Source organism: Flavonifractor hominis (assembly GCF_040095835.1).
Lineage (GTDB): Bacteria > Bacillota > Clostridia > Oscillospirales > Oscillospiraceae > Flavonifractor > Flavonifractor hominis.
Map to the genome: position 1 here is coordinate 39835 of NZ_JBBMFT010000008.1, position 25160 is coordinate 64994.

Consider the following 25160-nt stretch of genomic DNA (forward strand, 5'->3'; position numbering starts at 1 on the left):
GTGCTGCATACGGCGGCACGAATGAGGATGACGATATGAAAAAAGACAAGATAAAAGTATATATTTATACGAGAGTATCCACCACGATACAGGTGGATGGATACTCTCTGGATGCTCAGAAAGCCAGAATGAAAGCATTTGCCGAATACAATGAGTATGAGATTGTCGGTGAGTATGAGGATGCCGGTAAATCCGGCAAGTCCATCGAGGGCAGATTAGAATTCAATCGCATGATGGAGGACATCAAATCCGGCAAGGACGGTGTTTCCTATGTGCTGGTGTTCAAGCTCTCCCGTTTCGGCAGAAATGCGGCGGATGTGCTGTCCACGCTGCAAGTGATGCAGGATTTCGGTGTCAATCTTATCTGTGTTGAGGATGGCATTGATTCCTCCAAGGATGCAGGAAAGCTGATGATCTCCGTTCTGTCTGCGGTTGCCGAGATCGAGCGTGAGAACATCCGTGTTCAAACGATGGAGGGCAGAATCCAGAAAGCCCGTGAGGGTAAATGGAACGGCGGCTTTGCTCCCTACGGATACACACTTGAAAAGGGCAAGTTGTTCGTCAATGAGGAAGAAGCAGAAGCAATCCGTATCATCTTTGATAAGTATGTGCATACCGATATGGGCGCAAACGGGCTTGCCCGATACCTCGCCAATCACGGAATCGGGAAAATACAACGGCAGAACGGTAAGAATCCTTTGTTTGATGCGGCTCTGATTCGCAGGATACTGAAAAATCCTGTTTACTGCGGCAAGATCGCCTATGGCAGACGCAGAACGGAAAAGGTGCATGGCACAAGAAATGACTATCGCCTTGTGGAACAGGACAATTATCTATTGGTCGATGGTCTGCATGAAGCGCTTGTTTCCGAAGAACTCTGGCATGACGCACAGGTAAAGCTGCTTGCACAGGCAAAGAAGTACGAAAAGGTCAACCACGGCAAGGATAACAAGGTGCATCTGCTGACAGGCTTGCTCAAATGTCCGATCTGCGGTGCGGGAATGTACGGTAACAAGAGTGTCAAACACAAGGCAGACGGCACGAAGTACAAGGATTTCTACTACTATGGCTGCAAGCACCGCACTATGACCCGTGGGCATAAATGCGATTATAAGAAGCAAATCCATGAGGAACTACTGGAAACCGCTGTGGCAGAGGTTATTACCAAGCTGGTGAGCAATCCGAAGTTTGCCGCCTTGATGCAGCAGAAAATCAGCATGAAGGTGGATACCTCCGCTATAGAGCAGGAGATCGCTAACTATGAAAAGCAGCTTCGTCAGAGCTATTCCATCAAGTCAAGACTGATTGAGGAAATTGACACCCTTGACCCCGACGATAAGCACTACATCAAACGCAAGGCAGACCTTGATGATCGCCTTTACAAGATGTATGATAAGATCGAGGACACGGAATCTCTGCTGATTGAAGCCAGAGCAAAGAAAACGGCAATCGAAGCGGAAAAGCTGACTGCCGATAATATCTACAAAGTATTGATTTACTTTGACAAGCTGTACGCCGTGATGGATGATGCGGAACGCCGACAGCTTATGGAGTCGCTGATCTCCGAAATCCATATCTTTGAGGAACGGAAGCCCAACGGACAATGGCTGAAATCCATCAAATTCAAGCTGCCGATCATAGAGGAAGATATGGAAATAAGTTTGGACAATGATACACAAGTCGAATCGGTGGTGCTGCTTACCCAGTAACCCTCTCGGTTCGGTTCAAAACGGCCGGCGCCTTCCTTGACAGGAGGCGCCGGCCGTTTTCTTTCTTCTCTTTGGTTGACATTGTAAACCATTTATGCTACCATGGCGTCAGATAGGTCTACAATGTAAACCAAGGAGGAATTGTCATGGGCGAACCGGCCGTACGGTTGACGGGTAGTGAGTGGAACGTGCTTGCCTGTCTGTGGGAAAAAAGCCCCCAGAGCGTCATGCAGCTGGTGGGAGAGCTGGAGCATCGGGTTGGTTGGAGCAAAAGCACCACCATTACCACCCTGCGGCGCATGGAGGACAAAGGGCTGATTCACAGCCAGAGCGCCGGCCGCGGCAAACTCTATGTCCCCGCCGTGGATCAGGAGCAGGCCGTGGTGGCCGAGACCCGGAGCTTCCTGCGGCGCGTCTATCAGGGCAGCGTTGGGCTGATGATGAGCTCCATGGCCCGGCGGCAGGAGCTGACACAGGAGGACCTGGAACAGCTGCGGGCCATTCTGGCTGACGCAGATCGGGAGGAGCCGCCATGTTCCTGATACAGTGGATCGTCTCCTCCTGCGCGCTTATCCTGGCAGTATTGCTGCTGCGGGCAGCACTGGGCGGGCGTATCAGTGCCCGGCTGCGGTATGCGCTGTGGGCGGCGGTGCTGCTGCGTCTGCTGATTCCGGCCCCTCTGTTCTCCGTCACGGTCCCGGCCTCTTCCGACACCGGACCGGTCCAGAGCTCCTCTGCACCAGTGCAGGCGTCCGCCAGCGCAGAACCGGAGCGCGGTGGTTTTGCCGGGACTATGACGGAGGACGCCGCTGCTCCGGCGGAGCCGGCACAGCCGGCCCCATCTCCCGCCCGGATCTTGGCGGCGCTCTGGCTGACCGGGAGCGTCTGCACCGCCCTGGTGCTGCTGGGGTCCAATTTGCGCTTTGCCCGGCGGATACGCCGGACGCGGCAACTGGTGGACCTTGCCTGCACACCTGCCGTATACACCGTTGGGGACCTCCCCTCCCCCTGCCTGTTTGGACTGGTGCGCCCCGCCATCTATCTGACACCGGAAACGGCTGTCTCCCCCGTCCGGCTGCGGCATGTGCTGGCCCACGAGCGCACCCACTACCGCCATGGAGATCATATCTGGAGCGCCCTGCGGGCTCTGGCTCTGGCGGTCCACTGGTGGAACCCGCTGGTATGGGCCGCGGTATGGCTGTCCCGTCGGGACGGGGAGCTGGCCTGTGACGAGGGCACCCTGCGCCGCCTGGGCGATGGGGAGCGGACCGCTTACGGGGAGACCCTTCTGGCCCTGATCACCGCGCCGCCCCATCCGGGCGACCTGTTCTCCTGCGCCACCACCATGAACAGCGGCAAGCACGGGCTGCATGAGCGCATCCGGCGCATCGCCCGTACTCCCCGGCAGCTGCTGTGGGCGGCAGCCGCCGCCATAGTGCTGACAGCCTTGACGGCATGCTGCGCGTTTACAGGAGCGGCACGGCCGGAGCAGACAGCCGGACCGGTCCCGGACCCGGACCGTTCGGTGGCCTGCGATTTGGACCGCAATGGCGTCTCCGAACAGATCCTGCTGCACACCGAAGAGGGTCTCTACACCCTGCGGGTGGAGGAGCCTGCGGGTTCCGGCGCGGACACGGCCGCCTCCAAACTTCTCTGGTCCACCGAGGCCGCCGACGCACACCCGGGCTGGAAGGCCGTGTTTCTCACCCAGGCCGGGGACGGTGACTGTTTGATGGAGTATACGCCCACCATGTACTGCGGAGAGGCCACCTACGCCTACCGGGTATTTTATCTGGACAGAGACGGCGGCGAGATCGTGGTGGACGAGGACTCGGTATCCTTCGGGCTCAATTTTATGTTTGAGGACAATTCCTTTGACGCCCGGGCCCTGGCTGCTTTTATGGAGCAGGTCAACGCCTGGTTGGCCCAGAGCACCCTGCTGCTGAATACCGACCCAGAGCTGTCCTCCACCTTCCAGCGGTTGGGGGTGCTTCAGGATGATCTGTGGTTTCTGGAGAGGGACGGCTTCACCCGGGACCCGAACAAGAGTCTGCTGGAAAATCTGCTGTCCTACCAGAACGCCATGACCGCTCAGGCGGCGGTACCCACGGCCGCAGAACTGCTCGCCGGCATTCAGGCGGCAGATCTGTCCGAGACGGGTGGCGCGGATGCCGCCGCTCTGGCCCAGGCCCTGAACGGTGCGGCCTATGCGCCGGAAACCGACGCAGAGACCTGGGCCCCCGCCTTCCGCCTGACGGTACACTACACGCTGGAGGGCTCTTCCTCCCCCCAGACCGCCGTGTTGGAGGCTCCAGCGGAGGGCGATACGGTCCTGCTTTCCCTGACGGGACAGGTCACCTACCTGTTCCACTCGGAAAATCCGGAAAACGAGTCCATTTATCTCAGTCAGACACCCTATTCTCTTACGCTCTGTGTGGAAGACACTGACCTGTGTCAACTGGTCCGCACCTGGGGACAGTCCATGTGACCTTCTCCGGACCAGGCAAGAAAAAACGGGCCACCCCCTCCTCGGGGGTGGCCCGTTGCTTTGTCTCGGTCAGTTAAGCACGATAGCGTTGATCGCCTCGATAAGTTCCACCACGCTGCTGCGGGCCACCAGGCAGACGGGCTGACCGTCCACCACTGCCAGGCAGTCGCTGCCGTCATAACGGTAGAGCTCAATGGAAACCGTGGGCTCTCCCTCCAGATCCAGGTGGAGCGTCAGGCTGATCTCCTGCTTCTGGGTGGGCTCCTCGTCGGTAAAGCGGTCAGCCTGCAGGGCCTGCAGGGCGCTTTCCAGATCCGTAAGATCCAGTTCCTGCTCCTGATAGGAGTAAGTCCGCTCCTCGCCGGAGCCCTCAGAGGTAATGGTATACGCTACCCCTTCCAGCGTAATATCGATCTGACTGATATCCTCAGTCTCGGCGGGGACCACCTCAGGATGCCGCAGATCGTCGTATGCGGCGGCCATCAGCTGCTGATACTCTTCACCCGTGATCTGATAGAGAATCTGAGACTCACCCACTCTGGCATAGGCCGTGATGCTCTCGGGATCCTCTTCCTCGTCCGTCTCCCCGCTCTGCTCCGCCAGTTCGGCCAGCTGATCCGGGTCGCGGCTGACACTCAGGGTAAAGTCCTGGGTGCTCTCGTTGCCTTCTTCATCCTCCGTGGTATAGTTCACCTGGATGATAAGTTCCGGATCGTCCAGCCCACACCCCTGGATGGCCTCCTCGGTGGCATTATAAGTCACATAATGGGTCAGGTCCAGATAGCTCAGGTTCTTGAGGTAGCTGTTTACCCGGGAGGTATCCAGCGGCACGTGGTCCCCATCCACCTCGGTAAAGTAGACGTCAGAATCCCGATAGGTGTCCGCGCCGTCCTCCTCGTAGGTGATGGTATAATTCTCGCTGCCCGAGAAGGTAATCTGATTGGCCTGCTCAAAGTAAGGCACATCATCCTGAGCGATGAGATCACTCAGCTGCGCGTCAAAGTCGTCCAGCGGATCGTCCTGAACCAGGTAGACATTTCCATCCCCGATGGAGACATAGCGCTGAGAGTCCATGGTACTGTAGTCGCCCAGTTGGACCGTATAGTTCTGTTCTTCGGTGGTGATCTCAATGGTACATACCGGGTCGTCCAGTCCGTACTGCCCCAGATCTTCCACTTCCTCAATGATAAAGGCCACGCCAAAGGATGCAAACCGCTCCAGCATCTGGCTCATCTTGTCTTCATCCACCGGGAAGGCTGCATCCTCATCGTAGACCCAGACACCGTCCTCCCGATGGAAGGCCAGGCTCTGCCCGTCGTACTCCCAGGACAGGGACTGGACGGAATCGGTGGGGATCTCCAGCACCACCTGGTCGCTGTTGCTGATCTGCTCTTTGTGCTCTTGGTACCGGCTCACGCCGAAGGTCACCGCGCAGGCGACCACCAGCACGGCCAGCAGAAGATAAATGCGCTTATACCGCTTCATTCTGCAACCCCTTTCTTCTCACTACCACACCGATGCCGATGCCCAGATACACCAGCGGGAACACGCCGATCATCAATACCTTCAGCAGAGAAGAAGTGGACTCGCTGATGGTCAGATAGTTGTAGTCCAGCGACTTGCTGCGGATCGCCATAGCCTCACTCTCCCCAATGAGAGAGGACAGGGCATTCATACCCAGATTTACATTGGCTCCCGAGGAATAGGCGTTATACATATCCTCCAGGAACGCCGACGAGGAGAACCAGACCATCTGGCCGCCGGTGCTGCAGTCAACCGATACCGCCAGAGCAAAGGGCCCATCAATATCTCCTTCCTCTTTCTCATAGGTGTCCAGGTCATACCCGGCCACCTTGCTGAAGGAGTCGGCGGAGGTGGTGAGCAGAGCGGTTACCGTGGCATCCGTTTCATTCTCCCCAATGGTCAGGCCCTGCGCAACAGGCAGGATGGGGAAATAGTGCTCTTCCATGAGCGAATCGGTCATATCGCTCTCAGCCATGTCGGGCATCAGGGCCAGGGGCGACTGGAAGGCGTAGTGCTCCCGGTCTCCTTCCACCACGATTCCCTCGTTGGCCGTCACACCGTAGTCTGCCAGAAGGCTGTACAGATTGTCCAGCGATGCATCCTCAACAGGGCCGGCCATGACCAGCAGCTTTCCGCCACCGGCTACATAGTCGGAGAGCATCTCTGCCTCCTCGGTGGAGATGTCGCTGGACGGGGCATAGAGCATGACACAGTCGGCCTCCTCGGGCACAGCGTCCACTGTCAGCAGGGAGAAGGTGGTCATCTCAATGTTTTCCTTCTCGATCTGCTCGCTGAAGGTGGAGGGCAATTCGGCCTCACCGTGGCCCTCCAGCACATAGAGCTGGGGCTGCTCCTCGTTCACCACATAGTCAATGGCCGAGGTGATGGCCCCCTCTCCGTCAAAGGCGGTCTTGTAAGAGCTGGAGGCCAGGTCCAACTGATAGACATAGATATCGTCATAGCCGATAAAGCGGCTGCGATCTCCGCACTCTACCACCAGACTGTTGTTGTCCACCGTTTCGTCGGTGTACTGCTCGGCAAAGGTGGGATAAATGTCGGGATTCTTTTTTACTACCTGGATATGGTCGGACAGGCTCTCGTACTTGCCCAGCAGGTTCTCGATGACCTGGTCCTCTTCCCCCGACTGCACGATCCAGTAAATGGTCACGTCCTCCTCCAGTGCATTTACCACCACCTTGGTGTTGCTGGTAATGGAGTAAAGCTTGGTGGAGCTGATATCATATTTGGTCAAAGTGGTAGGCAGGGCGCCAGCCAGGATGTTGAGCACGATCAGCAGTGCCAGCACCACCGCAGTCATAGCCAGGGAGTAGGAACCGCCCTGGAACGCAATGCGATTGTGCCCCGCTCTGTCCGTCCGCTCCGGAAGCTTGGATTTCTTCATCAGTTATACCTCCTTTTTTCCAGGGACTGGACCGACAGGAACAGGAAAAAGACGATCACGCTGACATAGTAGACGATGGCCGTCAAATCAAACACGCCGCTGACAAACCCATTGAATCGCTCAAACAGGGACAGCTTGGTCATAATATCGGGCAGCAGTCCCTCAAAGGCCGACCCGTTGAGCAGGTACAGCACAATGACACAGAGCGTCAGCGCGATGCATACCCCATAGGCCAGGTTCTCATTCTTGGTCATAAAGCGCACAATGGCACCCAGCACCAGGATCAGCACCAGCAGGGCGATGATGGTGCCAAGGGCAGTGGAGGAGACATACTCGGACAGGCTGACGCTGTAGTAATTGAACAAAATCACCGCGATGCCGATGCCGGCCGCCAGGCCTTGGTTATCGGTCAGGGAAGAAATAAACATGCCCAGGGCAATCAGAGCCGCTCCCATGATGAAAAAGGCCAGAATCGAGCCATAGGAGGTCAGCAGGTACACCTCACCAAACTGAGCAAAGATAAGCGGGTAAATGGAGATAATGGCCAGAGGAATGAGATAGAGGATCAGCAGCGCCACATACTTGCCCAGAATCACCTGTGTGGTGGTAATGGGCAGAGAATAGAGCAGCTGGTCGGTCCTCTGGCGCCGTTCCTCGGCGATGACCCGCATGGTCAGGATAGGCACAATGACCACGAACACCAGGCTGCCGAAGCTGAGCACATATTCAAAATTGCTCACCGCTGCCTGGAGGTTGTAGAGCATGGCGCCCACCCCTACAAAGGCCAGCAGAAACGCCCCGAAGACATAGGCCGTCAGGGAGTGGAAGTAGCTTCTCAGTTCATGTTTCAATACCGCGCTCATGCGTCTTCCGCCTCACTTTCCGCCGGCTCACCGGCCGTCTCGCTTTGCTCGGTCAGTTCCAGGAAGATGTCCTCCAGATTGGCCTTCTTCAGCGTCATCTCCAACAGAGCCGTTTCCTGTCTGGCAAAAGCGAAAAAGATCGAGCGGGAGACGGCATAAATATCCGCTCCATCTGTTTTGAGGTGCACGCACACCCCCTGAGGCTGGGCCTCCTCCACGGTAATCTCCGTAATATGCTCCACCTGCTCCAGAATGGCCCGGGCCTCGTCGGCGGTGGTCTCAGCAGTCAGGGTAATCTCGCTGGGAGAGAGCAGCTGCCGCTCCAGATTTTCCGGCGCATCAAAGGCGATGAGCCTGCCCTTGGCGATGATGAGGATCTTCTCACACATGGTCTGGACCTCAGAGAGGATGTGGGAACTGAGGATAACCGTATGATCTTGCCCCAGCTGGCGGATTAGCTCCCGGATCTCGATGATCTGAAGGGGATCCAACCCCACCGTGGGCTCATCCAGAATGATGACCTTGGGATTGCCCAACAAAGCCTGGGCGATGCCCACCCGCTGCTTGTAGCCCTTGGAGAGCGCCGAAATGCATCGGCGGCGCACAGGCTGAAGCCGGGTCTGCTCAATCACCGAGTTAATCTGCCGTTCCAGTTCCGCCCCCCGCAGTCCCTTTGCCTCTCCGACAAAACGCAGGTACTCCTCGGGCGTCTCGTTCATATACAGCGGCGGCTGCTCAGGCAGGTAGCCAATCAGCTTTTTGGCTTCACCGGGTTCATCAAAAATATCGTGGCCGTCGATGTGCACGTGTCCCGCTGTAGCGGACAGACAGCCCGTCATGATGTTCATGGTAGTGGATTTGCCGGCGCCGTTGGGGCCCAGAAACCCGTATACATGTCCCTCTTCGATCTCAAAGGACAGGTCGTTGACCGCCATAAAATCACCATAACATTTGGTTAAGTGCTCCACTGTGATCATGGTTGACCTCCTTGTTGGTGGTGTTGCATCGAGGCCATTATAATCACTCTCGCTGAAAGGACGCTGAAAGCCTGTTAAAAAACAAAACCAGGGCGGCACACATCAGCTGTGTGCCGCCCTGGTTTCCAAACGCACCCTCAGGCGCAGGGAAGATCCACAAAAAAGGTGTTAATCCCGTCTTTGCTCTGGGCCCATATCGTCCCGTGGTGCTGCCGCACAATGCTCTCGGCAATGGACAGCCCCAGCCCGAAACTTCCCGTGCGGCTCCGGGCCGGATCCGCGCGGTAAAAGCGTTTAAAGATCTGTCCCAGCTCCTCCTCTGGGATGGGGGCGCCCTCATCGGCCACTTGGAGTACACACCGCCCCTTCCCCCGCCGCCGCAGGCTCACCCATGTGGTCCCGCCAGGACTGGAATACTTATGAGCGTTGTCCAGCAGAATTTCCATCAGCTGGCGCAGCTGGGCCTGATCTCCCATCACCTGAATCTCTTTTTCAATGTCCAGGGTAAGGGTAAGGCCCCGCTCGAAATAGAGCGGTTCAAACGGCAGCGCCGCCTGAGCCGCCAGGCGGCTGAGTTCCACTGGCGCAAAGGCCTGCTCCGCCTCGGCGCTGTCGGCCCGGGCCAGCTCCAGCATCTGCTCGATCAACCGGCGCATCTGCCGGGACATGGTGAGGATGCTTTCCAGAAACCGTTCCCGCTTTTCCTCGTCGTACCCCGGCTCCTGCATCAGTTCCGCATTGGTCAGGATGACCGTCAGGGGCGTTTTCAGCTCATGAGAGGCCGCCGCCACAAACTGCCGCTGCTGCTTCCAGGCTCGCTCCACCGGCCGCACCGCCCATTTGGACAGCAGGATACTCACCCATAAGAACGCCACAAAGCTCACCCCGCCAATAAACAGGCAGGTGCGCATCAGCCCATCCATCGTGGCCTTCTCACTGGAGATATCGGCAAACACCAGGCACTGGCTCATGGGCGTGTCCACCCGGTAATAGCGCAGGTTATATTCCTGAATCACCCCAAGCCGTTTGGGGGAGGCAAAGGCCATGTCAATGAGCTGATCCAGAAAGACGTCATCCGATAGATCATAATAGCCCCCGCCGGTGGAAATCAGTTCCCCATGGGGGCCCAGTTGAAGGGTAAAAAAGGGCAGCCGCACCTGCTCATCCAGCTCACTGGGGGTCCCCAACTGCACTGGCTGGCTGGCAATGTTCTGCATCATCTGGATGCTTTCCCGCTCCAGATTTGCCCCGGTAAAATAAAAAATCAGTCCGAAAATGACACACAGAAGCAGCGCCACGATACTCATGTTCACAAACACAAATTTAAAACGCAGGCGCTTAATCATCTCCGTTCACCTCCAGATGATAGCCCAACCGGCGAATGGCTTCAATACGGATATTGGAGCCAATACTGGCCAGCTTCTTGCGCAGAAATCCAATGTAGACCTCCACATAGTTATCCACCGCATCAGAATCATATCCCCATACTTTGGCCAGCAGCGCTTCCTTGGAGATATTTTTCCCTCCGCTCTGAAGCAGCGCACGCATCATATCAAATTCCTTTGCAGACAGTCGAACGCGGTTTTCCCCACACAGCAGCATGGCCGAGGAGAGATCCAGCGTGGTATTGCCAAAGGTCACCTCATCCACCTGGGCACCCTGACGCCGCAGCAGGGCGTTGATGCAGGCCAGCAGCTCCCGGATATCAAAGGGTTTGGTCAGGTAGTAATCCGCTCCGGCGTTCAGCCCGGTGATCCGGTCCTCCAGTCCGGAGCGGGCCGTCAACATCAAAATAGGTGTTCCCAGATGCTTGGAACGCACCTGCCGCGCCACCTGATAACCATCCAGATTGGGCATCATGACATCCAGAATCAAAAGATCATAAATCCCCAGCTCCGCATACTGCGCTCCACTCTCTCCATCATAAACGGCCTCCACTTCAAACCCCTTGCTCTTGAGCAGTTCGGCAATGGAATCGGCCAGGAGTTTTTCATCCTCAATGATCAGGATTTTCAATACCGTTCACCTCTTTTTCTTGGTGCTATCATAACGCAGTTTGCTGAAATAAGGCTGAAAATGCACGCGTCAGTCTTACCTGCACATCAGCCGGCCAGGGGCATAAGATAGGATGCGGGGAGACTTTCCCCGCGATCCTGCCTGGAAGGGAGAATGTCACGTGGCAGAATTCCACTTGTCTCATACGGGCGTGCCCCGCTCGGACGAATGTTCCATGAACCGGGTCCACGCGCAACCGGAGCTTTGCTCCTGCGGTTGTGTTCCCTGTCCACCGCCCTGCTGCCCCATCCCCGGTCCGGTAGGCCCCACCGGACCTACCGGTCCCACCGGCCCCACTGGGCCCACCGGAGCCACTGGAGCTACCGGAGCCACTGGAGCTACTGGAGCTACCGGAGCCACCGGAGCCACCGGACCTACCGGAGCTACCGGACCTGCCGGAGCTACCGGACCTGCCGGTCCCACCGGGCCCACTGGAGCCACCGGACCTGCCGGTCCCACCGGGCCCACTGGAGCCACCGGACCTACCGGAGCTACCGGACCTGCCGGTCCCACCGGGCCCACTGGAGCCACCGGACCTGCCGGCCCCACCGGGCCTACCGGAGCCACTGGCCCCACCGGGCCCACCGGAGCCACCGGACCTGCCGGTCCCACCGGTCCCACCGGCCCCACCGGAGCCACCGGAGCCACCGGACCTGCCGGTCCCACCGGAGCCACCGGAGCCACCGGACCTGCCGGTCCCACCGGGCCTACCGGAGCCACCGGACCTGCCGGTCCCACCGGGCCTACCGGAGCCACTGGTCCCACCGGCCCCAGCGGTACAGTTGCAGCCGCAGCGGCAGTTCCAAATGCCACTAGCGAAACCGATATTGTCACCAACTTCAACCAGCTGTTGGCCAATCTGCGCGCAGCTGGGCTGTTGGAGTCCTGACAGAGCGGTCCATGAGGGCGGCGCGGCGGCGCCGCCCTCCGCATTTTATAGAAAGGAGCAGGGCATGATTATCTATGTTTACGCCATCTGTAAAAACGAGAGCGCCCATGTAGCAACCTGGATGGCCTCCATGAGAGAGGCCGACGGCGTCTACGTCCTGGATACCGGTTCGGAAGACGATACAGCAGAACGCCTGACCGCCGCTGGAGCAATCGTGACACGGGAGTCGGTGTCTCCCTGGCGATTTGACGCCGCCCGCAATCGATCCCTGGACTTGGTCCCCGAGGATGCAGACCTTTGTGTCTGCACCGATCTGGACGAATGCTTTCACCCCGGCTGGCGTGCCGCACTGGAGCGCGCCTGGCGGCCGGGAATCACCCGGATGCGTTACCGCTACACCTGGAGCTTCCGCCCGGACGGCTCAGAGGGCACTGTATTTTGGAGCGATAAAGTCCACACCCGCCACGGTTATCGCTGGCACGCCCCCGTCCATGAATTTCTCCAGCGTCTGCCCGGCTGGGGGCCCGAATACCTTGTGGACGCGGAGGGCGTACAGCTGGACCACCATCCCGATCCATCGAAATCCCGGGGACAATACCTCCCTCTGCTGGAACAGTGGGCAGCCGAAGCTCCTGAAGACAGCCGTGCAATGCACTATTTAGGAAGAGAATACCTGTATTACGGCCGGTGGACAGACTGCATCGACACGCTGGAGCGTCACTTGGCACTTCCCTCCTCCATCTGGGTCGAAGAGCGATGCGCTTCCATGCGCTACCTGGCACGCGCCTGGCAAGGACTGGGAGATTCCGAAGCCGCCCTGCGCTGGTTTTGGCGTGCCATCGGAGAAGCGCCTCACTTGCGGGAGCCCTATGTGGAGTTGGCCCAGCTACTCTACCAGCGTGAGGAGTGGGACGGGGTCGTTTATCTGACCCGGCGTGCCCTTTCCATCTCCCGGCCGCCCCGCAGCTATCTCTGTGAGGAAACGGCCTGGGGCAGTCTCCCCTGGGATCTCCTCTGTCTGGGGCTGTTCCACACCGGCCGTACAGCCGAGGCCCTGGACGCAGCAGAACATGCTCTGGCACTTTCTCCCAATGACCCCCGGCTGACCGACAATGTTGCCCTGCTCCGAACGATGGCAGCCAGCCAGTAACTCTGCTGCTTCGCAGGCGAAAAAACCCCGCTGGGGAGGCAGTCCTTTTCTGGACACAGGGGCTGATTCATGATAGGATTAAATTGTATGGCCCATTTTCTTTTTCTCTTTTTCTTTTTTTACAGGCAGCATGAATTTCGACAACTTTTTGTTTTACCTGTGCGTCTGTGGAACAGCCGGAAAAAGAGAGGAGGGTCGTCTATTCCAGATAATAAAGGCGGGTGTCTTCCACCGTGGAGACCGATTATAATCAATTGTTGGGCCTGGTCAGCGAAGTTGGGTTCCGGCTGATGGAAAGCGGAGCAGAGATTTACCGGGTGGAAGAGTCCATCAGTCGTCTGCTCCAGGCTTATGGGGCGGAACAGGGGGAGGTTTTTGCCATCCCCAACTGCATCATTGTCAGCCTGACCTCCCCTCAGGGCCATCCCTTGACCCAGATCCGACGCATGCCGGCCCATGGTACCGACATTGATCTGCTGGAGCAGTATAACAACCTTTGCCGCCGTCTGTGCCGGGAAACGCCTCCCTTTGAGGAAGCTATGGAACAGATGGCCCGGATTCGCCGCTCCCACCGCACCTATTCCATACCAGGTCAGCTGGCTGCCCATTTCCTGGGCTGCGGAATGTTTTCCCTGTTTTATGGCGGCACCTTATTGGACGGAATCTGCGGCGGAATCTGCGGTATGGTGATTTGTCTGAGCCTGCTGATCATGTCCCGGTTTGGGGCCAACCTGTTTTTTAAGACCATGGCTGGCGGTGCGCTGTCGGCCCTGGTTGCCATTTCTCTGACTACCCTTGGCGTGGGACAGAATCTGGATCGGATTATCATTGGCGCTCTCATGGCCCTGGTACCGGGTATTGCCATGACCAATGCCATGCGGGATATCATGGCCGGTGATATGGTGGCAGGTATCAGCAAGGGAGCCGAAGCCCTGTTGATCGGCGCGGCCATCGCCTTGGGCACCGCACTGGCACTGGGCTTGACCCGAATGCTGGTGGGAGGCTGAACCGATGAGAGAAACGATCTTGTACTTTATGCCGTGCATATATGCCTTCCTGGCCTGTATCGGTTTTTCCATGCTCTTCAACATTCACGGCATCGGCATGCTCATCTGTGCCGGTGGCGGCGGGCTGGGGTGGCTGTGCTACCTGCTGGCTGCGCCACTGGTGCACAGCGACATCATCCAGTCTTTTCTGGCCGCGCTGGTGATTTCCGCCTGGGCAGAGATCATGGCCCGCCTGCGCAAGTGTCCGGTAACCAGTTATCTGCTGGTGGCACTCTTTCCCCTGGTACCCGGGGGCGGCATCTACTATACTATGGAACACGCCCTCAATGGCGAGACCGACCTGTTCCTGGCATCTTTGCTGCACACACTGGGAATGGCCGGTGCATTGGCAGTAGGCGTGCTCCTGGTGGCCTCCTTTGTGCGGCTGTTCAGTGATCATAAAAACCGGCAGTCCCGGCCTTGAAAGGAGCGCCTTATGCCCCGCTATGATTTTATTCTTTTTGACGCAGACAACACCCTGTTTGATTTTGACCGGGCCGAACACGAGGCATTGCTGCGCACGCTGAACCAACACGGTCTGCCCGCCGGGCCGGAAACGCAGGCGCTCTATGTATCCATCAACCGCGGACTGTGGGCCCGTTTTGACCGGGGCGAGGTGCGCCGGGAATGGTTGGTGGTGGAACGCTTTGCCGCTCTGTTGCGGGCTCTGGGTTGTCCGGGCGATGCGGAAGCGCTGAACCGGGATTATTTGACCCATCTGGGAGAGGGCGCGTTCCTGCTGCCAGGAGCGGAAGACCTCTGCCGCGCGCTTGCCCCTCACTGCACCCTGGCCATCGTCACCAATGGTGTGGCCCGGGCTCAGCGGGGACGTTTTGACCGCTCTCCCCTGCACGGACTTATCCCCTGGCTGTTCATCTCCGAAGAGGTGGGAGCCAGCAAACCCAGCCGCGCCTTCTTCGACCCTGTATTCCACGCTATGGGTATCGCCGACCGCCGCCGGGCACTGGTAGTCGGCGACAATCTGCTCACCGACGTCCAGGGTGGCCTGGATGCGGGAGCCGATGCTGCCTGGTATAACCCCCGCCACCTTCCCGCCGATCCCTCCCACGTCCCCACCTGGGAAGTGGCTGACTATTCCGCCCTTCAGGCGCTTATTCTCTCCGATCCCCTTTGAAATTCAAATGCTAAATGAGGTGTCCACATTGTCCTCTCCCCGTTATCAGCCCAAGCGCCGCAGACACAGACGCTCCCGTACCTGGAAGCTGCCTCTGCTGGTAGCAGCCCTGGCCGTATGCCTGGGTCTGCTGTTTATCCCCAGTCTGGGTCGTGCGCCGGACGGCAGCGAGCCCGCCTCCGCCGATGTCTCCCCCTCTGCCACACCCGTACTTACACCCGAGCCCACTCCTACTCTCACGCCGGAACCCACGCCGGAAATTACGCCGGAACCCACGCCAGAAGCGGCGGACGTATTTGATTTTACTCAGCCTGCTCCAGCCTCGGAAAAGGTGGATATGGATTATTTTTCCGATGCGCTGTTTATCGGCGACTCCCGTACCGATGGACTGCGGCTGTACAGCGGTATTAAAGGTGCCGACTTTTACTGCTACAAAGGTCTGACTATTTTTGAAATGGACAACCGCAAGGTCGTGGAACTGAACGGGACCAAATATACCGTGGTAGAAGCCCTAGAGAAGGGGCCCCAATATGCCAAGATCTACATTTCCCTGGGCATCAACGAATTGGGATACTTCAACGACGACGCATTCCACAATACCTTTGGGGAATTTCTGGCTCAGGTAAAGGCCCTTCAGCCCAACGCCATTATTTATCTGGAAAACCTGGTCCCCGTCAACGCCGAACAGTGTGCGGCCAATAACCAGCCCAGCTATGTCAATAATGACCGGGTGGCCGACTACAACGCCATTTTCCCCCAGCTGGCCCAGGAGTATCAGGTGGTCCTGCTGGACGTGGCCGATGCGCTCACCGATGAAAACGGAATACTCCCCGCCGACGCCACGGTGGACGGGGTGCACTTTACAAAAACCTGGTATGAAAACTGGCTGGCCTTCCTGATGGAACACACCGTGGATCCCGACGCCTATGCCGCGGGACAGGCCGCCGCAGAAGGAGTAAATGAAACATGAAGCAGATTATCATCCGGCTGATCCCGGCCATTCTTACCCTTTGCCTGACCCTAACCGCCTGCGGCGGCGGAAACGGGAACACGGCTTCCGGCTATGATCCGGCCTCCACGGCCCAGGCACTGCTGGACTCCGGCGCATTCAGCGAGACGCTCAGCCAGCTGGACCAGGACACCGCCGCCACACTGTACGGACTGGACCCGGAGAGCATTACCGACTGTGCGGTATACGGTTCTCTCTCCGCTGGCGCTGAGGAGTTGGCGGTGATCGCACTGAAGGATGAGGACACCGCCGCCGCTGCCCTGGCCGGTCTGGAGCAGCGCATCGACGATCAGAAGGCCGCCCTGGAGAACTACCAGCCTGAGGAGGTTAGCAAGCTGGATAACGCCATTCTGGAGCAAAACGGCAACACCGTGCTTATGGTAGTGGCTGCCGACAATCAGGCGGCCCTGGATGTTCTGGACGGGATGGGTGAATAAGCAAAAAAGTGCCGGGCTTCCGGCACTTTTTTTCAACTTTTTGACCCGCTGCTCCGTCTAACAAACAGAAGCAGGGAAGGAGCGCCCCGGCCGTGGAACACAGCATCCATCAGCAGCTGACCGATTATATTGTGGCAAACCAGGGGGATTTTTACCGTCTGGCGTACAGCTATGTCAAAAATCGGGATGCTGCTCTGGATGTGGTGCAGGAGAGCATTGTCAAGGCCTTGAGCAAATCGGATTCCCTGCGGCGGCCTGAGTTCCTTAAAACCTGGTTCTACCGCATTCTGCTCAATGAGAGCATGAATTATTACCGGCACAGCAAGCGCCTGGTCCCTCTGGAAGAGGCCTTGCTGGACACCCCTGCCCCGCTCCGGGACGACGGAGCACGGCTGGATCTGTACGACGCCATTGAGCGGCTGGATCCCAAGGAACAGGCCATTATCCGGCTGCGTTTTTTTCAGGATATGAAGCTGGAAGAAATCGCCCAGGTGACCGGCATCAATCTAAACACTGTGAAATCCCGGCTCTATAAGAGTCTGCGTAAGCTGCGCGAGCTGACCGAGGAGGAATGAACCATGCATGACCCCTGGCAAGACGCCCGAGAGCGCTATGAAAATACCCCCCTGCCCGATGATCTGGAGTTTGCCGTTGCCTCTGCCATCCGTACCGGCCAGCGGGCTCGGACCCGCCGCCGTGCCGCCCGCCGGAGCCTGGGCGCCGCTCTGGCTGGATGCGCCTGCTTTGTACTACTCATCAACGCCAGTCCCACCTTTGCCCAGGCTGTATACGCCGTACCCGTTCTGGGTGATCTTGCCCGGGTCTTTACTGCAACGGAATATACTGTGGAGGACCGGGACCATCTGATTGACGTCCGCCTGCCTGCCCTGGAGCTGCCAGGGGATACAGACTTGGATCAATGCATCAATACCGAGATCCAGACCCGCATCGACCAAGTTCTGCAGGAAGCGGAAGAACGGGCCAAAGAGACCAAACAGGCCTTTGTGGAGACGGGCGGAGACCCCGATGAGTTCATGCCTATCATCATTGATGTGGATTACGAGATCAAGTGTCAAAACGACCAGTATCTCTCTTTTGTCATTACCAAAACCGAGACCCTGGCCAGCGCCTATACGGAAGTCTACACCTATAACATCGATCTGAAAGCCGGGCGGGAGCTCTCCCTGGCCGATTTGCTGGGGCCCGATTACAAGAGCATCATCAACGAGACGGTCCGCCAAGAGATCGAACTGCGCAGTCAGAATCCCAACAACGTCTACTTCTCCCCCGACGCCGGCGGCTTCCAGTCCATTGACGATGACCAGCGCTTCTATCTCAATGAGGCCGGCAACCCCGTCGTGGTCTTTGAAAAATATGAGATCGCTCCCGGTTATATGGGAGAACAGGAATTTGAGATCCCGATCCCTTCTCCCCAATAAAATACGGCCCCGGCTGTCTGACCGACAGCCGGGGCATATTTTTTATTCTTTGGTGTGTTTTCCACCGGCCACCAGCTTAACCAGCTGGATGATCAGGGTAGGCAAAACAGCCAGCAGCACCACCTGACCCAAGCGGCTCAGGCTAAAAGCGGGCGAAACCAGGAACAGCCCTTTGAGGCCGGGAACAAAGAGTACCGCCAACAGCAGCACCACCCCGGCGAAGAAAGCCAGCACAGAATACTTGTTGCTGGAAAACTTCAGGTGGAAGATGGACTCAGCGCCCCGGCAATTGAAACCGTGGAAGAGCCGGGCCAGGGTCAGCGTGGCAAAGGCCATGGTAGAGGCCAGCATGGCATCCCCGCCCTGATACCCCAGATAGAACGCAACCATAGTAGCCACGGCAATGAGCAGTCCCTGTCCTCCGATACGGGAGAGGAGCGGCCGGTCCAGAATCGGTGCCTTGGGGTCCCGCGGCTTACGGTCCAGCAGCCCCCGGCGGGCAGGTTCCATTCCGATGGCAATGGCGGGCATGGAATCGGTCAGCAGATTGATGAACAGCAGATGCACCGGCTGGAACGGAACAGGCAGAGCCATCAGGGAAGCATACAGCACACAGAGGATCCCCGCCGTGTTGCCCGAAAGCAGGAACTGGATGGCATTTCGGATATTTTCATACACGCTGCGGCCATTGACCACCGCCTTAACGATGGTGGCGAAATTGTCGTCGGCCAGGATCATAGAGGCGGCGTCTTTGCTCACTTCGGTGCCCGTGATGCCCATGGCCACACCGATATCCGCTTTTTTGAGGGCGGGTGCATCGTTGACGCCGTCGCCCGTCATGGATACAATGTTGCCCCGGCGCTGCCAGGCATTGACAATGCGGATCTTGTGCTCGGGGGATACCCGGGCATACACCGAGATCTTGGCCAGGCGCTCATCCAGGTCGGCATCGGTCATCTCGTCCAGCTCCACTCCGGACACCGCCTCGTCCCCATCCTGGAAAATCCCCAGCTGCCGGGCAATGGCAGTGGCGGTCACCTTGTGATCGCCGGTAATCATAATGGTGCGGATACCGCCCCGCTTGGCATCGGCCACCGCCTGGATCGCCTCGGGCCGGGGCGGGTCGATCATGGAAATAAGGCCAATAAAGGTAAATTCACTCTCATCCTCCAGGGTGAGAGGCCGCACAGTGTCCAGCTCCTTGTAGGCAAAGGCCAGTACCCGCAAACCTTCCATGGAAAGCTCCATATTGGTGCGTGCGATCTCCTCTTTCCGCTGAGGGGTCATCTCCACCTTTCCCTCACGGGTAAGCAGCCACTTGGACCGGTCCAGCAGTACATCAATTGCGCCCTTGGTGAAGAGGGTAGGCACTCCATCGATGTCGTGCAACGTGCTCATCAGCTTGCGGTCGGAGTCAAAGGCCAGCTCCCCCAGCCGAGGGTGCTGAGCACGATAGGCTTCCTCATCGATACCCAGCCGGTCGCCCAGCATCACCAGGGCTACCTCGGTGGGGTCACCGATGGCGGTACCGGTTTCCTCGTTGGTAGTGGCGTCACTGGCCAGCAGGGCAGCTTTGAGCAGCAGGCGCTGTACATCGTTGACCAGGTCCAGCTCTTCCCCCTCCAGTAGCGAGCCGTCGGCGTACAGTTTCTGAGGGGTCATCTTGTTCTGTGTCAGGGTACCTGTCTTATCCGAGCAGATGACCGAGACGCTCCCCAGGCTCTCCACCGCCTTCAGGTCCTTGATGATGGCGTTCTGCCGGGCCATTTTCTGGGTGCCCATAGCCAGTACAATGGTAACGATGGAGCTGAGGGCCTCGGGGATAGCGGCCACCGCCAGAGCCACGGCAAACATCAGGGAATCCAATACCCCCATACCCGTACGGAAGATGGAAAGAGCAAATACCACAGCGCAGATAGCCATGATGACAATGGCCAGCTTGGCCGAAAAACTGTCCAGGCTCTGCTGCAGGGGGGTCTTGCGCTGCTGGGTCTGGTTCATGAGGGCCGCGATCTTGCCCAGCTCGGTATCCATACCGGTGGCAGTGACCAGCACAGTGGCCCGACCGTAGGTCACCAGGGAGCCGGAGAACACCATGTTCTTCTGGTCGCCCAGAGCCACCTGCTCGGCGGTGATGGCCTCGGCCATCTTGTCCACGCCCTCACTCTCACCGGTGAGGGAGCTCTCATTGACCTTGAGGGAGAAGTTTTCCAGCACCCGGCCGTCGGCCACTACCATATCCCCGGCCTCCAGCAGTACGATGTCACCGGGCACCACATCGGCAGAGGGGATTTCCACCCGTACGCCGCCCCGCAGGACTTTGGCCGACGGGGAGGACATAGCCTTCAGGCTTTCCAGGGATTTTTCCGCCTTCAGGTACTGCACCGTGCCCAGCACGGCGTTGAGAATGAGTACGGCAAAAATTACAATGGTGCTCTCCACATTCTCCGACACAGCGGAGATGAGCGCCGCCACGATGAGGATGACCACCAGCAGATCTTTAAACTGCTCCAGGAAAATCTGCAGTACGCTCTTCTTTTTCCCCTCGGAGAGCTTGTTGGGGCCATACTTCTCCAGACGGCTGCGGGCCTCCTGATCGGCCAGGCCGCCGGCGGAGGCCTGCTGCGCCTCCAGGGCCTGCTGGGGCGTTTTTCGATAATAAGCCTCGGACATATTTGGTTCCTTCCTTTCCCAAAATTCCGGAGGATGGGTAACAAAAAAAGACCCTCCGCCAACTGCCGCATAGCACGACAGTTGTCGAAAAGTCTTGTTACCACATGGGCGCATACCGCCAGATCCGCAATGCAGACCGTGGTGTTGACGGCATGACTTTCAAACTACTCCCTTTTCAACTGCCGCTATGATAACACACACCAGCCGGCAAGTCAATGGCTTTTTCCAGTATAGACACATTTCGTCCCACTTATGCGTCCATCGGCATTGACGCTCCTCTTCCGGTCCAGTATACTAAATATAAACTGTCGAAAGGAGAAATACATGAAACATAAGCTCATCCCTCCCCTGCTCAAGGCCGCATGGGTACTGGAAGTTGTTGTAGGCATAGCCATTCTGGTGGCCACCGTGATCCAGCTGGTTCTGGTGGGAAACCAGACCTTTTCCGGCCTGTTGAGCGGGCAATTCGACCTGGACGGATTTTTTACCAGCATCATGACCATCGTAGTGGGCATTGAGTTTCTCAAGATGCTCATTCTCCACACCCCCAGAGCGGTCACCGATGTGCTCTTGTTTGCCATTGCCAAGCAGCTGGTGGTGAGCCATCCCAGTTCCATGGATACTCTGCTGGGTGTGGCGGCGGTGGTGCTCATCTTCCTGGTGAAAAAGTTTCTACATACCGACGACGACCATCTCTCCGCCGCCGACCGCCACATGGCGGCCCATGCCAAACCATCTGAAGACGAATAAATGCGCCGGGGCGCAGGCAATTCTGCCTGCGCCCCCATTGCGTTCAGCGCTGATATTCAAATTCCAGGTTGTACAGCGAGACGATATCCCCATCCTGAATCCCCATCTCCTCCAACCGGTCGAACAGGCCGGACTGGCGGAGCATCTTGTCAAACCAGTTGCGGGACTCGTAATCGCCGAAGTTGACGTTGGCCATGAGCCGCTGCAGCCAGGGGCCCTCCACGATCCAGGTATCATCCTCATGGACGATGCTGAGGGGCTCGGACGTATCCACCTCCGGCGGGCGCTCCACGTAGGTGGGCTCGTACACCGTGATGGGGGGCAGGTGCTCCAGCTGACGGGCGGCGGCAAACATCAGCTCCCGAGTGCCCTGCTGCGAGGCAGCGGAAATCTCATAAAACGGCATGCCCAGGGCCTCCACATGGGCTTTCAGAGCCTCCAGCCCGGAGCGGTCGGCGGCGATATCCACCTTATTACCCGCCACGATCATCGGCCGGGAGGCCAGATCAGGCCCATACTGCTTGAGTTCCTCCTGGATGGCCTCGAAATCGGCCACCGGATCCCGGCCCTCACTGCCCGACACATCCACAACGTGGATGAGCAGCCGGCAGCGGTCAATATGCCGCAGGAAATCATGTCCCAGACCTGCGCCCTCGGCCGCACCCTCGATGATACCCGGGATGTCGGCCAGTACGAAGGACACGCCCTCTTCCACATACACCACGCCCAGGTTGGGGAACAGGGTGGTAAAGTGGTAATTGGCGATCTTGGGCCGGGCTTTGCTCACCACGCTGAGCAGGGTAGACTTGCCTACGTTGGGGAAGCCAACCAGGCCTACATCGGCCAGCAGCTTCAGTTCCAGGATAACCTGCCGCTCCTGGCCAGGCAGACCGGCCTTGGCAAAGCGGGGCACCTGCCGGGTGGGGGTGGCAAAGTGCTTATTGCCCCAGCCGCCGTTGCCCCCCCGGGCCAACACAAAGGAATCGGTCTCGGACATGTCGCAGATAATCTCGTTCGTCTCCGCATCCCGCACCACGGTGCCCCGGGGCACTTTGATGATGAGGTCCTCACCGTCCTTGCCGGAGCAGCGCTTGCCCTGGCCGTCCATGCCGTTGCCCGCCACATACTTGCGCTTGTAGCGGAAATCCATCAGGGTGGACATGTGTTCATTGATCTGCAAAATCACACTGCCGCCCCGGCCGCCGTCGCCCCCGTCAGGGCCGCCCGCGGCCACGTACTTCTCCCGGTGGAAGGCCACCGCGCCGTTTCCGCCGCTGCCCGCCTTGACGGTAATGCGTGCGGTATCTACAAAGGGTGCTGCCATAAATTCCCTCCTTCATACAGAAAAACGCCCCGAACCAGGGGGTTCGGGGCGTTTTATGCGCAATTACTGAGCGATCTCGACAATGGAGACCTGCTTGCGGTCCTTGCCCAGGCGCTCAAACTTGACCTTGCCGCTCTTGAGGGCGAACAGGGTATCATCGCTGCCCTTGCCCACGTTGACGCCGGGATGGATATGGGTGCCCCGCTGGCGAACCAGAATGTTGCCGGCCAGAACGAACTGACCGTCGCCGCGCTTCACGCCCAGGCGCTTGGCCTCGGAGTCACGGCCGTTACGGGTGGAGCCGACGCCCTTCTTGTGGGCGAAGAACTGAAGACCGATGTTCAGCATGGTATCACACCTCCAAACTTGTGTGTTGAATGGTCGCCGCACCGGAGAGGTCAATCCTCCTCCAGCACGATAATATGGTCAGGATATTCCTCATGCAGACTGGCAAAGTGCACCATAAGCGCGGTCAGAAGGGTCTGGCACACACTTTCATTGGCGTCGCTCAGTCCACCTGGGATACGCAGGGAGATGGATGCGTCCTGCTCCCGGATCTTTACCGCAGCCCCCAGTCCTAGCACGTCGTTGACGGCGCACTCGGTGAGACGGACGGCACTGGTCACGGCAGCACAGACGATATCGCTCCCCGCTTCGGCGTAGCCGCTGTGGCCCTGCACAGTGAGGCCCACGATGCGCTCGCCCTCCATGTGAAAACGAACTGTGGTCATCTTACACGGAGATCTTGCCGATGGTCACCTTGGTGTAGGGCTGACGATGGCCCTGCTTACGGCGATAGCCCTTCTTGGGCTTGTACTTGAAGACGATGATCTTCTTGCCCTTGCCGTTCTTCACCACGGAAGCATCCACCTTGGCGCCCTCCACCACGGGAGTGCCAACGGTGATCTTCTCGCCGTCGATGACAGCCAGGACCTTGTCGAAGGTCACGTTCTCGCCGGCCTCCACGGGCAGCTTCTCGATGAACAGGGTATCACCCTCCGCCACCTTGTACTGCTTGCCGCCGGTCTCGATGATCGCATGCATGTAGTTTCAACTCCTTCATTACGGGCTCGCTGTCGGGGGCGGGAGCACGAAACTCCACTTGCAGACCCATTCAAAGCGGCTCTGATAGTATATCAGCGAGTTTTGGAAAAGTCAAGGTTTTTTCAAACTTTTTTCATCCATACGGCCAAAATACCAGCCGGTGACCCCATCTTTTTTCACCAGCGCCCGGTCGGACAGCCGCAGCACCACGGAAAGCACGTCGCCTGGCTCCACCGCCAGGCGGTAATCGGTGGCATCCTCACACCGGGTGACCGCTCCGTCGGTATAAAGGTATTCGGTGGGGATCTCCAACACCCGTCCGCTCTCCAGGTGCCGGCAGCGGCAGAGCTCCGGCCCCCGCTCCAGCACCTCCAGAGCATTGCGCCCCCAGCGCACATTGATGGAGTCGGCCGATGGTACCTGATGCTCCAGAGCTACTGCGGTGGGCAGGCCGTCGTAGGCGAACCAGGAGAATGCCCCGCCGGGCATCTCCGGCAGCACCAGGGCATTGAGCTGTCCGTCCAGCTTCAGTGAGCATCCCCCGTCGATGCTTGCTATGTGCCGCTCTGGCACCAGCAGCGGCCGGGCCCGGGGCACCCATGGGTCATACAGGGTCACCGGCCAGTGACCCACCACGCACCAGCGGCGGAAGGAGTGCCCCTGGGAGAGAAAGTCGTCGTTTTTCATGCACTTCCAGGCGGGCAGGCCCTCCAAGCGGTCCTCGTCGGCCACGCCCCCGTGAACAAAGAGATAGTCCGGGGTGATCAGGATCTCGGGCAGACTCTCTAAAAACTCCAGCTCCGGGGCAAACTGCTCCCGCACCACCTGGCGCAGGGCCGGCAGGTCTTCCGGCCCCCGGGGCATAAAGCCAGCCGCCCGCCCCATCTGCAGCAGCAGGCACCGCTCCCCCCACAAACGCAGGTAGCGCTCATAAAATTCCTTTTGGATCTCCCCGTCCTCCCGGACAAAATCGCACACCAGATCGTCGCAGTTGCCCCGCAGACAGTAGACGTCGCTGCATTGGGCCAGCTGCATAATATACCGCAGGGTGGAGAGACTGTCGGGTCCTTTCTCCACCAGGTCCCCTACCAGCACCAGAATATCCTCCGGGCCATAGCGGGCGGCGCTGAGCACGCCCTGCAGAAAGGGAAGATTGCCGTGGATGTCGCTGATGGCCAGTACCCGCCGTCCGGCAGGGAATCGGGTACGCACCACCCGGGCCAGTCTGTGCATTGACTCCACCTCG

The 25160-nt window shown here is 58.5% G+C and carries 25 protein-coding genes; 13 read left to right on the forward strand and 12 right to left on the reverse strand.

All coding sequences use genetic code 11. The annotated features are described in order from the left end of the window. The first annotated feature begins 35 nt into the window (after window positions 1-35). The 3 genes from WMO45_RS11355 to WMO45_RS11365 all read left to right on the forward strand — a co-directional run bounded on the left by WMO45_RS11355 (window position 36) and on the right by WMO45_RS11365 (window position 4197). On the forward strand, window positions 36-1709 hold the full coding sequence (locus tag WMO45_RS11355) for a recombinase family protein (RefSeq protein WP_349140885.1): 1674 nt from the start codon (window positions 36-38) through the stop codon (window positions 1707-1709). A gap of 146 nt (window positions 1710-1855) precedes the next feature. Beyond that, the gene (locus tag WMO45_RS11360; RefSeq protein ID WP_349140886.1) at window positions 1856-2251 is read left to right on the forward strand and encodes a BlaI/MecI/CopY family transcriptional regulator; all 396 of its coding nucleotides are present in this window, start codon (window positions 1856-1858) and stop codon (window positions 2249-2251) included. Next, on the forward strand, window positions 2242-4197 hold the full coding sequence (locus WMO45_RS11365; RefSeq protein ID WP_349140888.1) for a M56 family metallopeptidase: 1956 nt from the start codon (window positions 2242-2244) through the stop codon (window positions 4195-4197). The genes WMO45_RS11360 and WMO45_RS11365 overlap by 10 nt, the downstream gene beginning before the upstream one ends. A gap of 69 nt (window positions 4198-4266) precedes the next feature. Here WMO45_RS11365 and WMO45_RS11370 read toward each other — a convergent pair whose 3' ends face one another. The 6 genes from WMO45_RS11370 to WMO45_RS11395 all read right to left on the reverse strand — a co-directional run bounded on the left by WMO45_RS11370 (window position 4267) and on the right by WMO45_RS11395 (window position 10979). Next, a complete protein-coding gene (locus WMO45_RS11370) occupies window positions 4267-5682 on the reverse strand; it encodes a DUF4340 domain-containing protein (RefSeq protein ID WP_349140890.1) in 1416 nt (471 codons plus the stop codon). After that, a complete protein-coding gene (locus WMO45_RS11375) occupies window positions 5669-7123 on the reverse strand; it encodes a GldG family protein (protein WP_349140891.1) in 1455 nt (484 codons plus the stop codon). The genes WMO45_RS11370 and WMO45_RS11375 overlap by 14 nt, the downstream gene beginning before the upstream one ends. Beyond that, the gene (locus WMO45_RS11380; protein ID WP_349140893.1) at window positions 7123-7986 is read right to left on the reverse strand and encodes an ABC transporter permease; all 864 of its coding nucleotides are present in this window, start codon (window positions 7984-7986) and stop codon (window positions 7123-7125) included. Before WMO45_RS11380 ends, WMO45_RS11375 begins: the two co-directional genes overlap by 1 nt. Then, window positions 7983-8963, reverse strand: a complete 981-nt coding sequence (locus WMO45_RS11385) for an ABC transporter ATP-binding protein (protein WP_349140894.1) — start codon at window positions 8961-8963, stop codon at window positions 7983-7985. Before WMO45_RS11385 ends, WMO45_RS11380 begins: the two co-directional genes overlap by 4 nt. A gap of 137 nt (window positions 8964-9100) precedes the next feature. Beyond that, window positions 9101-10309, reverse strand: coding sequence for a sensor histidine kinase (locus WMO45_RS11390; RefSeq protein WP_349140895.1), 1209 nt, complete (start codon window positions 10307-10309; stop codon window positions 9101-9103). Continuing rightward, entirely contained in the window at window positions 10302-10979 is a 678-nt protein-coding gene (locus WMO45_RS11395; protein WP_349140897.1) for a response regulator transcription factor, read from the reverse strand. The genes WMO45_RS11390 and WMO45_RS11395 overlap by 8 nt, the downstream gene beginning before the upstream one ends. 243 nt (window positions 10980-11222) lie before the next feature. Here WMO45_RS11395 and WMO45_RS11400 point away from each other — a divergent pair, with 243 nt between their 5' ends. The 9 genes from WMO45_RS11400 to WMO45_RS11440 all read left to right on the forward strand — a co-directional run bounded on the left by WMO45_RS11400 (window position 11223) and on the right by WMO45_RS11440 (window position 18123). Further along, entirely contained in the window at window positions 11223-11834 is a 612-nt protein-coding gene (locus WMO45_RS11400) for a hypothetical protein (RefSeq protein ID WP_349140898.1), read from the forward strand. A 137-nt stretch (window positions 11835-11971) separates the two neighbouring features. Continuing rightward, complete coding sequence (locus WMO45_RS11405; RefSeq protein WP_349140899.1) at window positions 11972-13057, forward strand: tetratricopeptide repeat-containing glycosyltransferase; 1086 nt, start codon at window positions 11972-11974, stop codon at window positions 13055-13057. A gap of 233 nt (window positions 13058-13290) precedes the next feature. Next, window positions 13291-14064: a threonine/serine exporter family protein gene (locus WMO45_RS11410; RefSeq protein WP_349140900.1), complete on the forward strand. Its 774-nt coding sequence runs from the start codon at window positions 13291-13293 to the stop codon at window positions 14062-14064. Between the two features lie 4 nt (window positions 14065-14068). After that, window positions 14069-14527 (forward strand): threonine/serine exporter family protein, encoded by a 459-nt coding sequence (locus WMO45_RS11415; RefSeq protein WP_349140901.1) that lies wholly within the window; start codon window positions 14069-14071, stop codon window positions 14525-14527. Between the two features lie 12 nt (window positions 14528-14539). Continuing rightward, window positions 14540-15238 (forward strand): YjjG family noncanonical pyrimidine nucleotidase, encoded by a 699-nt coding sequence (locus WMO45_RS11420; protein WP_349140902.1) that lies wholly within the window; start codon window positions 14540-14542, stop codon window positions 15236-15238. Between the two features lie 28 nt (window positions 15239-15266). Then, window positions 15267-16208 (forward strand): GDSL-type esterase/lipase family protein, encoded by a 942-nt coding sequence (locus tag WMO45_RS11425; protein ID WP_349140904.1) that lies wholly within the window; start codon window positions 15267-15269, stop codon window positions 16206-16208. Then, window positions 16205-16684, forward strand: a complete 480-nt coding sequence (locus WMO45_RS11430; protein WP_349140905.1) for a DUF4358 domain-containing protein — start codon at window positions 16205-16207, stop codon at window positions 16682-16684. The genes WMO45_RS11425 and WMO45_RS11430 overlap by 4 nt, the downstream gene beginning before the upstream one ends. 92 nt (window positions 16685-16776) lie before the next feature. Next, window positions 16777-17259: a sigma-70 family RNA polymerase sigma factor gene (locus WMO45_RS11435; protein ID WP_349140906.1), complete on the forward strand. Its 483-nt coding sequence runs from the start codon at window positions 16777-16779 to the stop codon at window positions 17257-17259. A gap of 3 nt (window positions 17260-17262) precedes the next feature. After that, complete coding sequence (locus tag WMO45_RS11440) at window positions 17263-18123, forward strand: DUF3298 and DUF4163 domain-containing protein (RefSeq protein WP_349140908.1); 861 nt, start codon at window positions 17263-17265, stop codon at window positions 18121-18123. Window positions 18124-18165: 42 nt separating this feature from the next. Here WMO45_RS11440 and WMO45_RS11445 read toward each other — a convergent pair whose 3' ends face one another. Beyond that, complete coding sequence (locus tag WMO45_RS11445) at window positions 18166-20796, reverse strand: cation-translocating P-type ATPase (RefSeq protein WP_349140909.1); 2631 nt, start codon at window positions 20794-20796, stop codon at window positions 18166-18168. A gap of 324 nt (window positions 20797-21120) precedes the next feature. Between WMO45_RS11445 and WMO45_RS11450 the strand changes: the two genes are divergently transcribed. Next, entirely contained in the window at window positions 21121-21546 is a 426-nt protein-coding gene (locus WMO45_RS11450) for a hypothetical protein (protein WP_349140910.1), read from the forward strand. Between the two features lie 43 nt (window positions 21547-21589). Here WMO45_RS11450 and obgE read toward each other — a convergent pair whose 3' ends face one another. From obgE to WMO45_RS11475, 5 genes are all read right to left on the reverse strand, one after another. Next, window positions 21590-22870 (reverse strand): GTPase ObgE, encoded by a 1281-nt coding sequence (gene obgE / locus WMO45_RS11455; RefSeq protein ID WP_349140911.1) that lies wholly within the window; start codon window positions 22868-22870, stop codon window positions 21590-21592. A gap of 63 nt (window positions 22871-22933) precedes the next feature. Next, a complete protein-coding gene (gene rpmA, locus WMO45_RS11460; protein WP_087241659.1) occupies window positions 22934-23218 on the reverse strand; it encodes a 50S ribosomal protein L27 in 285 nt (94 codons plus the stop codon). Window positions 23219-23268: 50 nt separating this feature from the next. Next, a complete protein-coding gene (locus WMO45_RS11465) occupies window positions 23269-23601 on the reverse strand; it encodes a ribosomal-processing cysteine protease Prp (RefSeq protein WP_349140912.1) in 333 nt (110 codons plus the stop codon). Window position 23602: 1 nt separating this feature from the next. Beyond that, window positions 23603-23914 (reverse strand): 50S ribosomal protein L21, encoded by a 312-nt coding sequence (gene rplU / locus WMO45_RS11470; protein WP_349140913.1) that lies wholly within the window; start codon window positions 23912-23914, stop codon window positions 23603-23605. A 111-nt stretch (window positions 23915-24025) separates the two neighbouring features. Beyond that, the gene (locus tag WMO45_RS11475) at window positions 24026-25147 is read right to left on the reverse strand and encodes a metallophosphoesterase (protein ID WP_349140914.1); all 1122 of its coding nucleotides are present in this window, start codon (window positions 25145-25147) and stop codon (window positions 24026-24028) included. Window positions 25148-25160 lie beyond the last annotated feature (13 nt).

Excerpts from the sequence above, each read along its gene's own strand:
- WMO45_RS11440 (WP_349140908.1), top strand. The coding sequence starts at position 17,263 with ATGCATGACCCCTGGCAAGACGCCCGAGAGCGCTATGAAAATACCCCC.
- WMO45_RS11475 (WP_349140914.1), bottom strand. The coding sequence starts at position 25,147 with ATGCACAGACTGGCCCGGGTGGTGCGTACCCGATTCCCTGCCGGACGG.
- WMO45_RS11405 (WP_349140899.1), top strand. The coding sequence starts at position 11,972 with ATGATTATCTATGTTTACGCCATCTGTAAAAACGAGAGCGCCCATGTA.
- WMO45_RS11430 (WP_349140905.1), top strand. The coding sequence starts at position 16,205 with ATGAAGCAGATTATCATCCGGCTGATCCCGGCCATTCTTACCCTTTGC.
- WMO45_RS11420 (WP_349140902.1), top strand. The coding sequence starts at position 14,540 with ATGCCCCGCTATGATTTTATTCTTTTTGACGCAGACAACACCCTGTTT.
- WMO45_RS11355 (WP_349140885.1), top strand. The coding sequence starts at position 36 with ATGAAAAAAGACAAGATAAAAGTATATATTTATACGAGAGTATCCACC.
- WMO45_RS11375 (WP_349140891.1), bottom strand. The coding sequence starts at position 7,123 with ATGAAGAAATCCAAGCTTCCGGAGCGGACGGACAGAGCGGGGCACAAT.
- WMO45_RS11365 (WP_349140888.1), top strand. The coding sequence starts at position 2,242 with ATGTTCCTGATACAGTGGATCGTCTCCTCCTGCGCGCTTATCCTGGCA.
- obgE (WP_349140911.1), bottom strand. The coding sequence starts at position 22,870 with ATGGCAGCACCCTTTGTAGATACCGCACGCATTACCGTCAAGGCGGGC.
- WMO45_RS11385 (WP_349140894.1), bottom strand. The coding sequence starts at position 8,963 with ATGATCACAGTGGAGCACTTAACCAAATGTTATGGTGATTTTATGGCG.
- WMO45_RS11370 (WP_349140890.1), bottom strand. The coding sequence starts at position 5,682 with ATGAAGCGGTATAAGCGCATTTATCTTCTGCTGGCCGTGCTGGTGGTC.
- WMO45_RS11450 (WP_349140910.1), top strand. The coding sequence starts at position 21,121 with ATGAAACATAAGCTCATCCCTCCCCTGCTCAAGGCCGCATGGGTACTG.
- WMO45_RS11360 (WP_349140886.1), top strand. The coding sequence starts at position 1,856 with ATGGGCGAACCGGCCGTACGGTTGACGGGTAGTGAGTGGAACGTGCTT.
- rplU (WP_349140913.1), bottom strand. The coding sequence starts at position 23,914 with ATGCATGCGATCATCGAGACCGGCGGCAAGCAGTACAAGGTGGCGGAG.
- WMO45_RS11415 (WP_349140901.1), top strand. The coding sequence starts at position 14,069 with ATGAGAGAAACGATCTTGTACTTTATGCCGTGCATATATGCCTTCCTG.
- WMO45_RS11390 (WP_349140895.1), bottom strand. The coding sequence starts at position 10,309 with ATGATTAAGCGCCTGCGTTTTAAATTTGTGTTTGTGAACATGAGTATC.
- WMO45_RS11380 (WP_349140893.1), bottom strand. The coding sequence starts at position 7,986 with ATGAGCGCGGTATTGAAACATGAACTGAGAAGCTACTTCCACTCCCTG.
- WMO45_RS11465 (WP_349140912.1), bottom strand. The coding sequence starts at position 23,601 with ATGACCACAGTTCGTTTTCACATGGAGGGCGAGCGCATCGTGGGCCTC.
- rpmA (WP_087241659.1), bottom strand. The coding sequence starts at position 23,218 with ATGCTGAACATCGGTCTTCAGTTCTTCGCCCACAAGAAGGGCGTCGGC.
- WMO45_RS11445 (WP_349140909.1), bottom strand. The coding sequence starts at position 20,796 with ATGTCCGAGGCTTATTATCGAAAAACGCCCCAGCAGGCCCTGGAGGCG.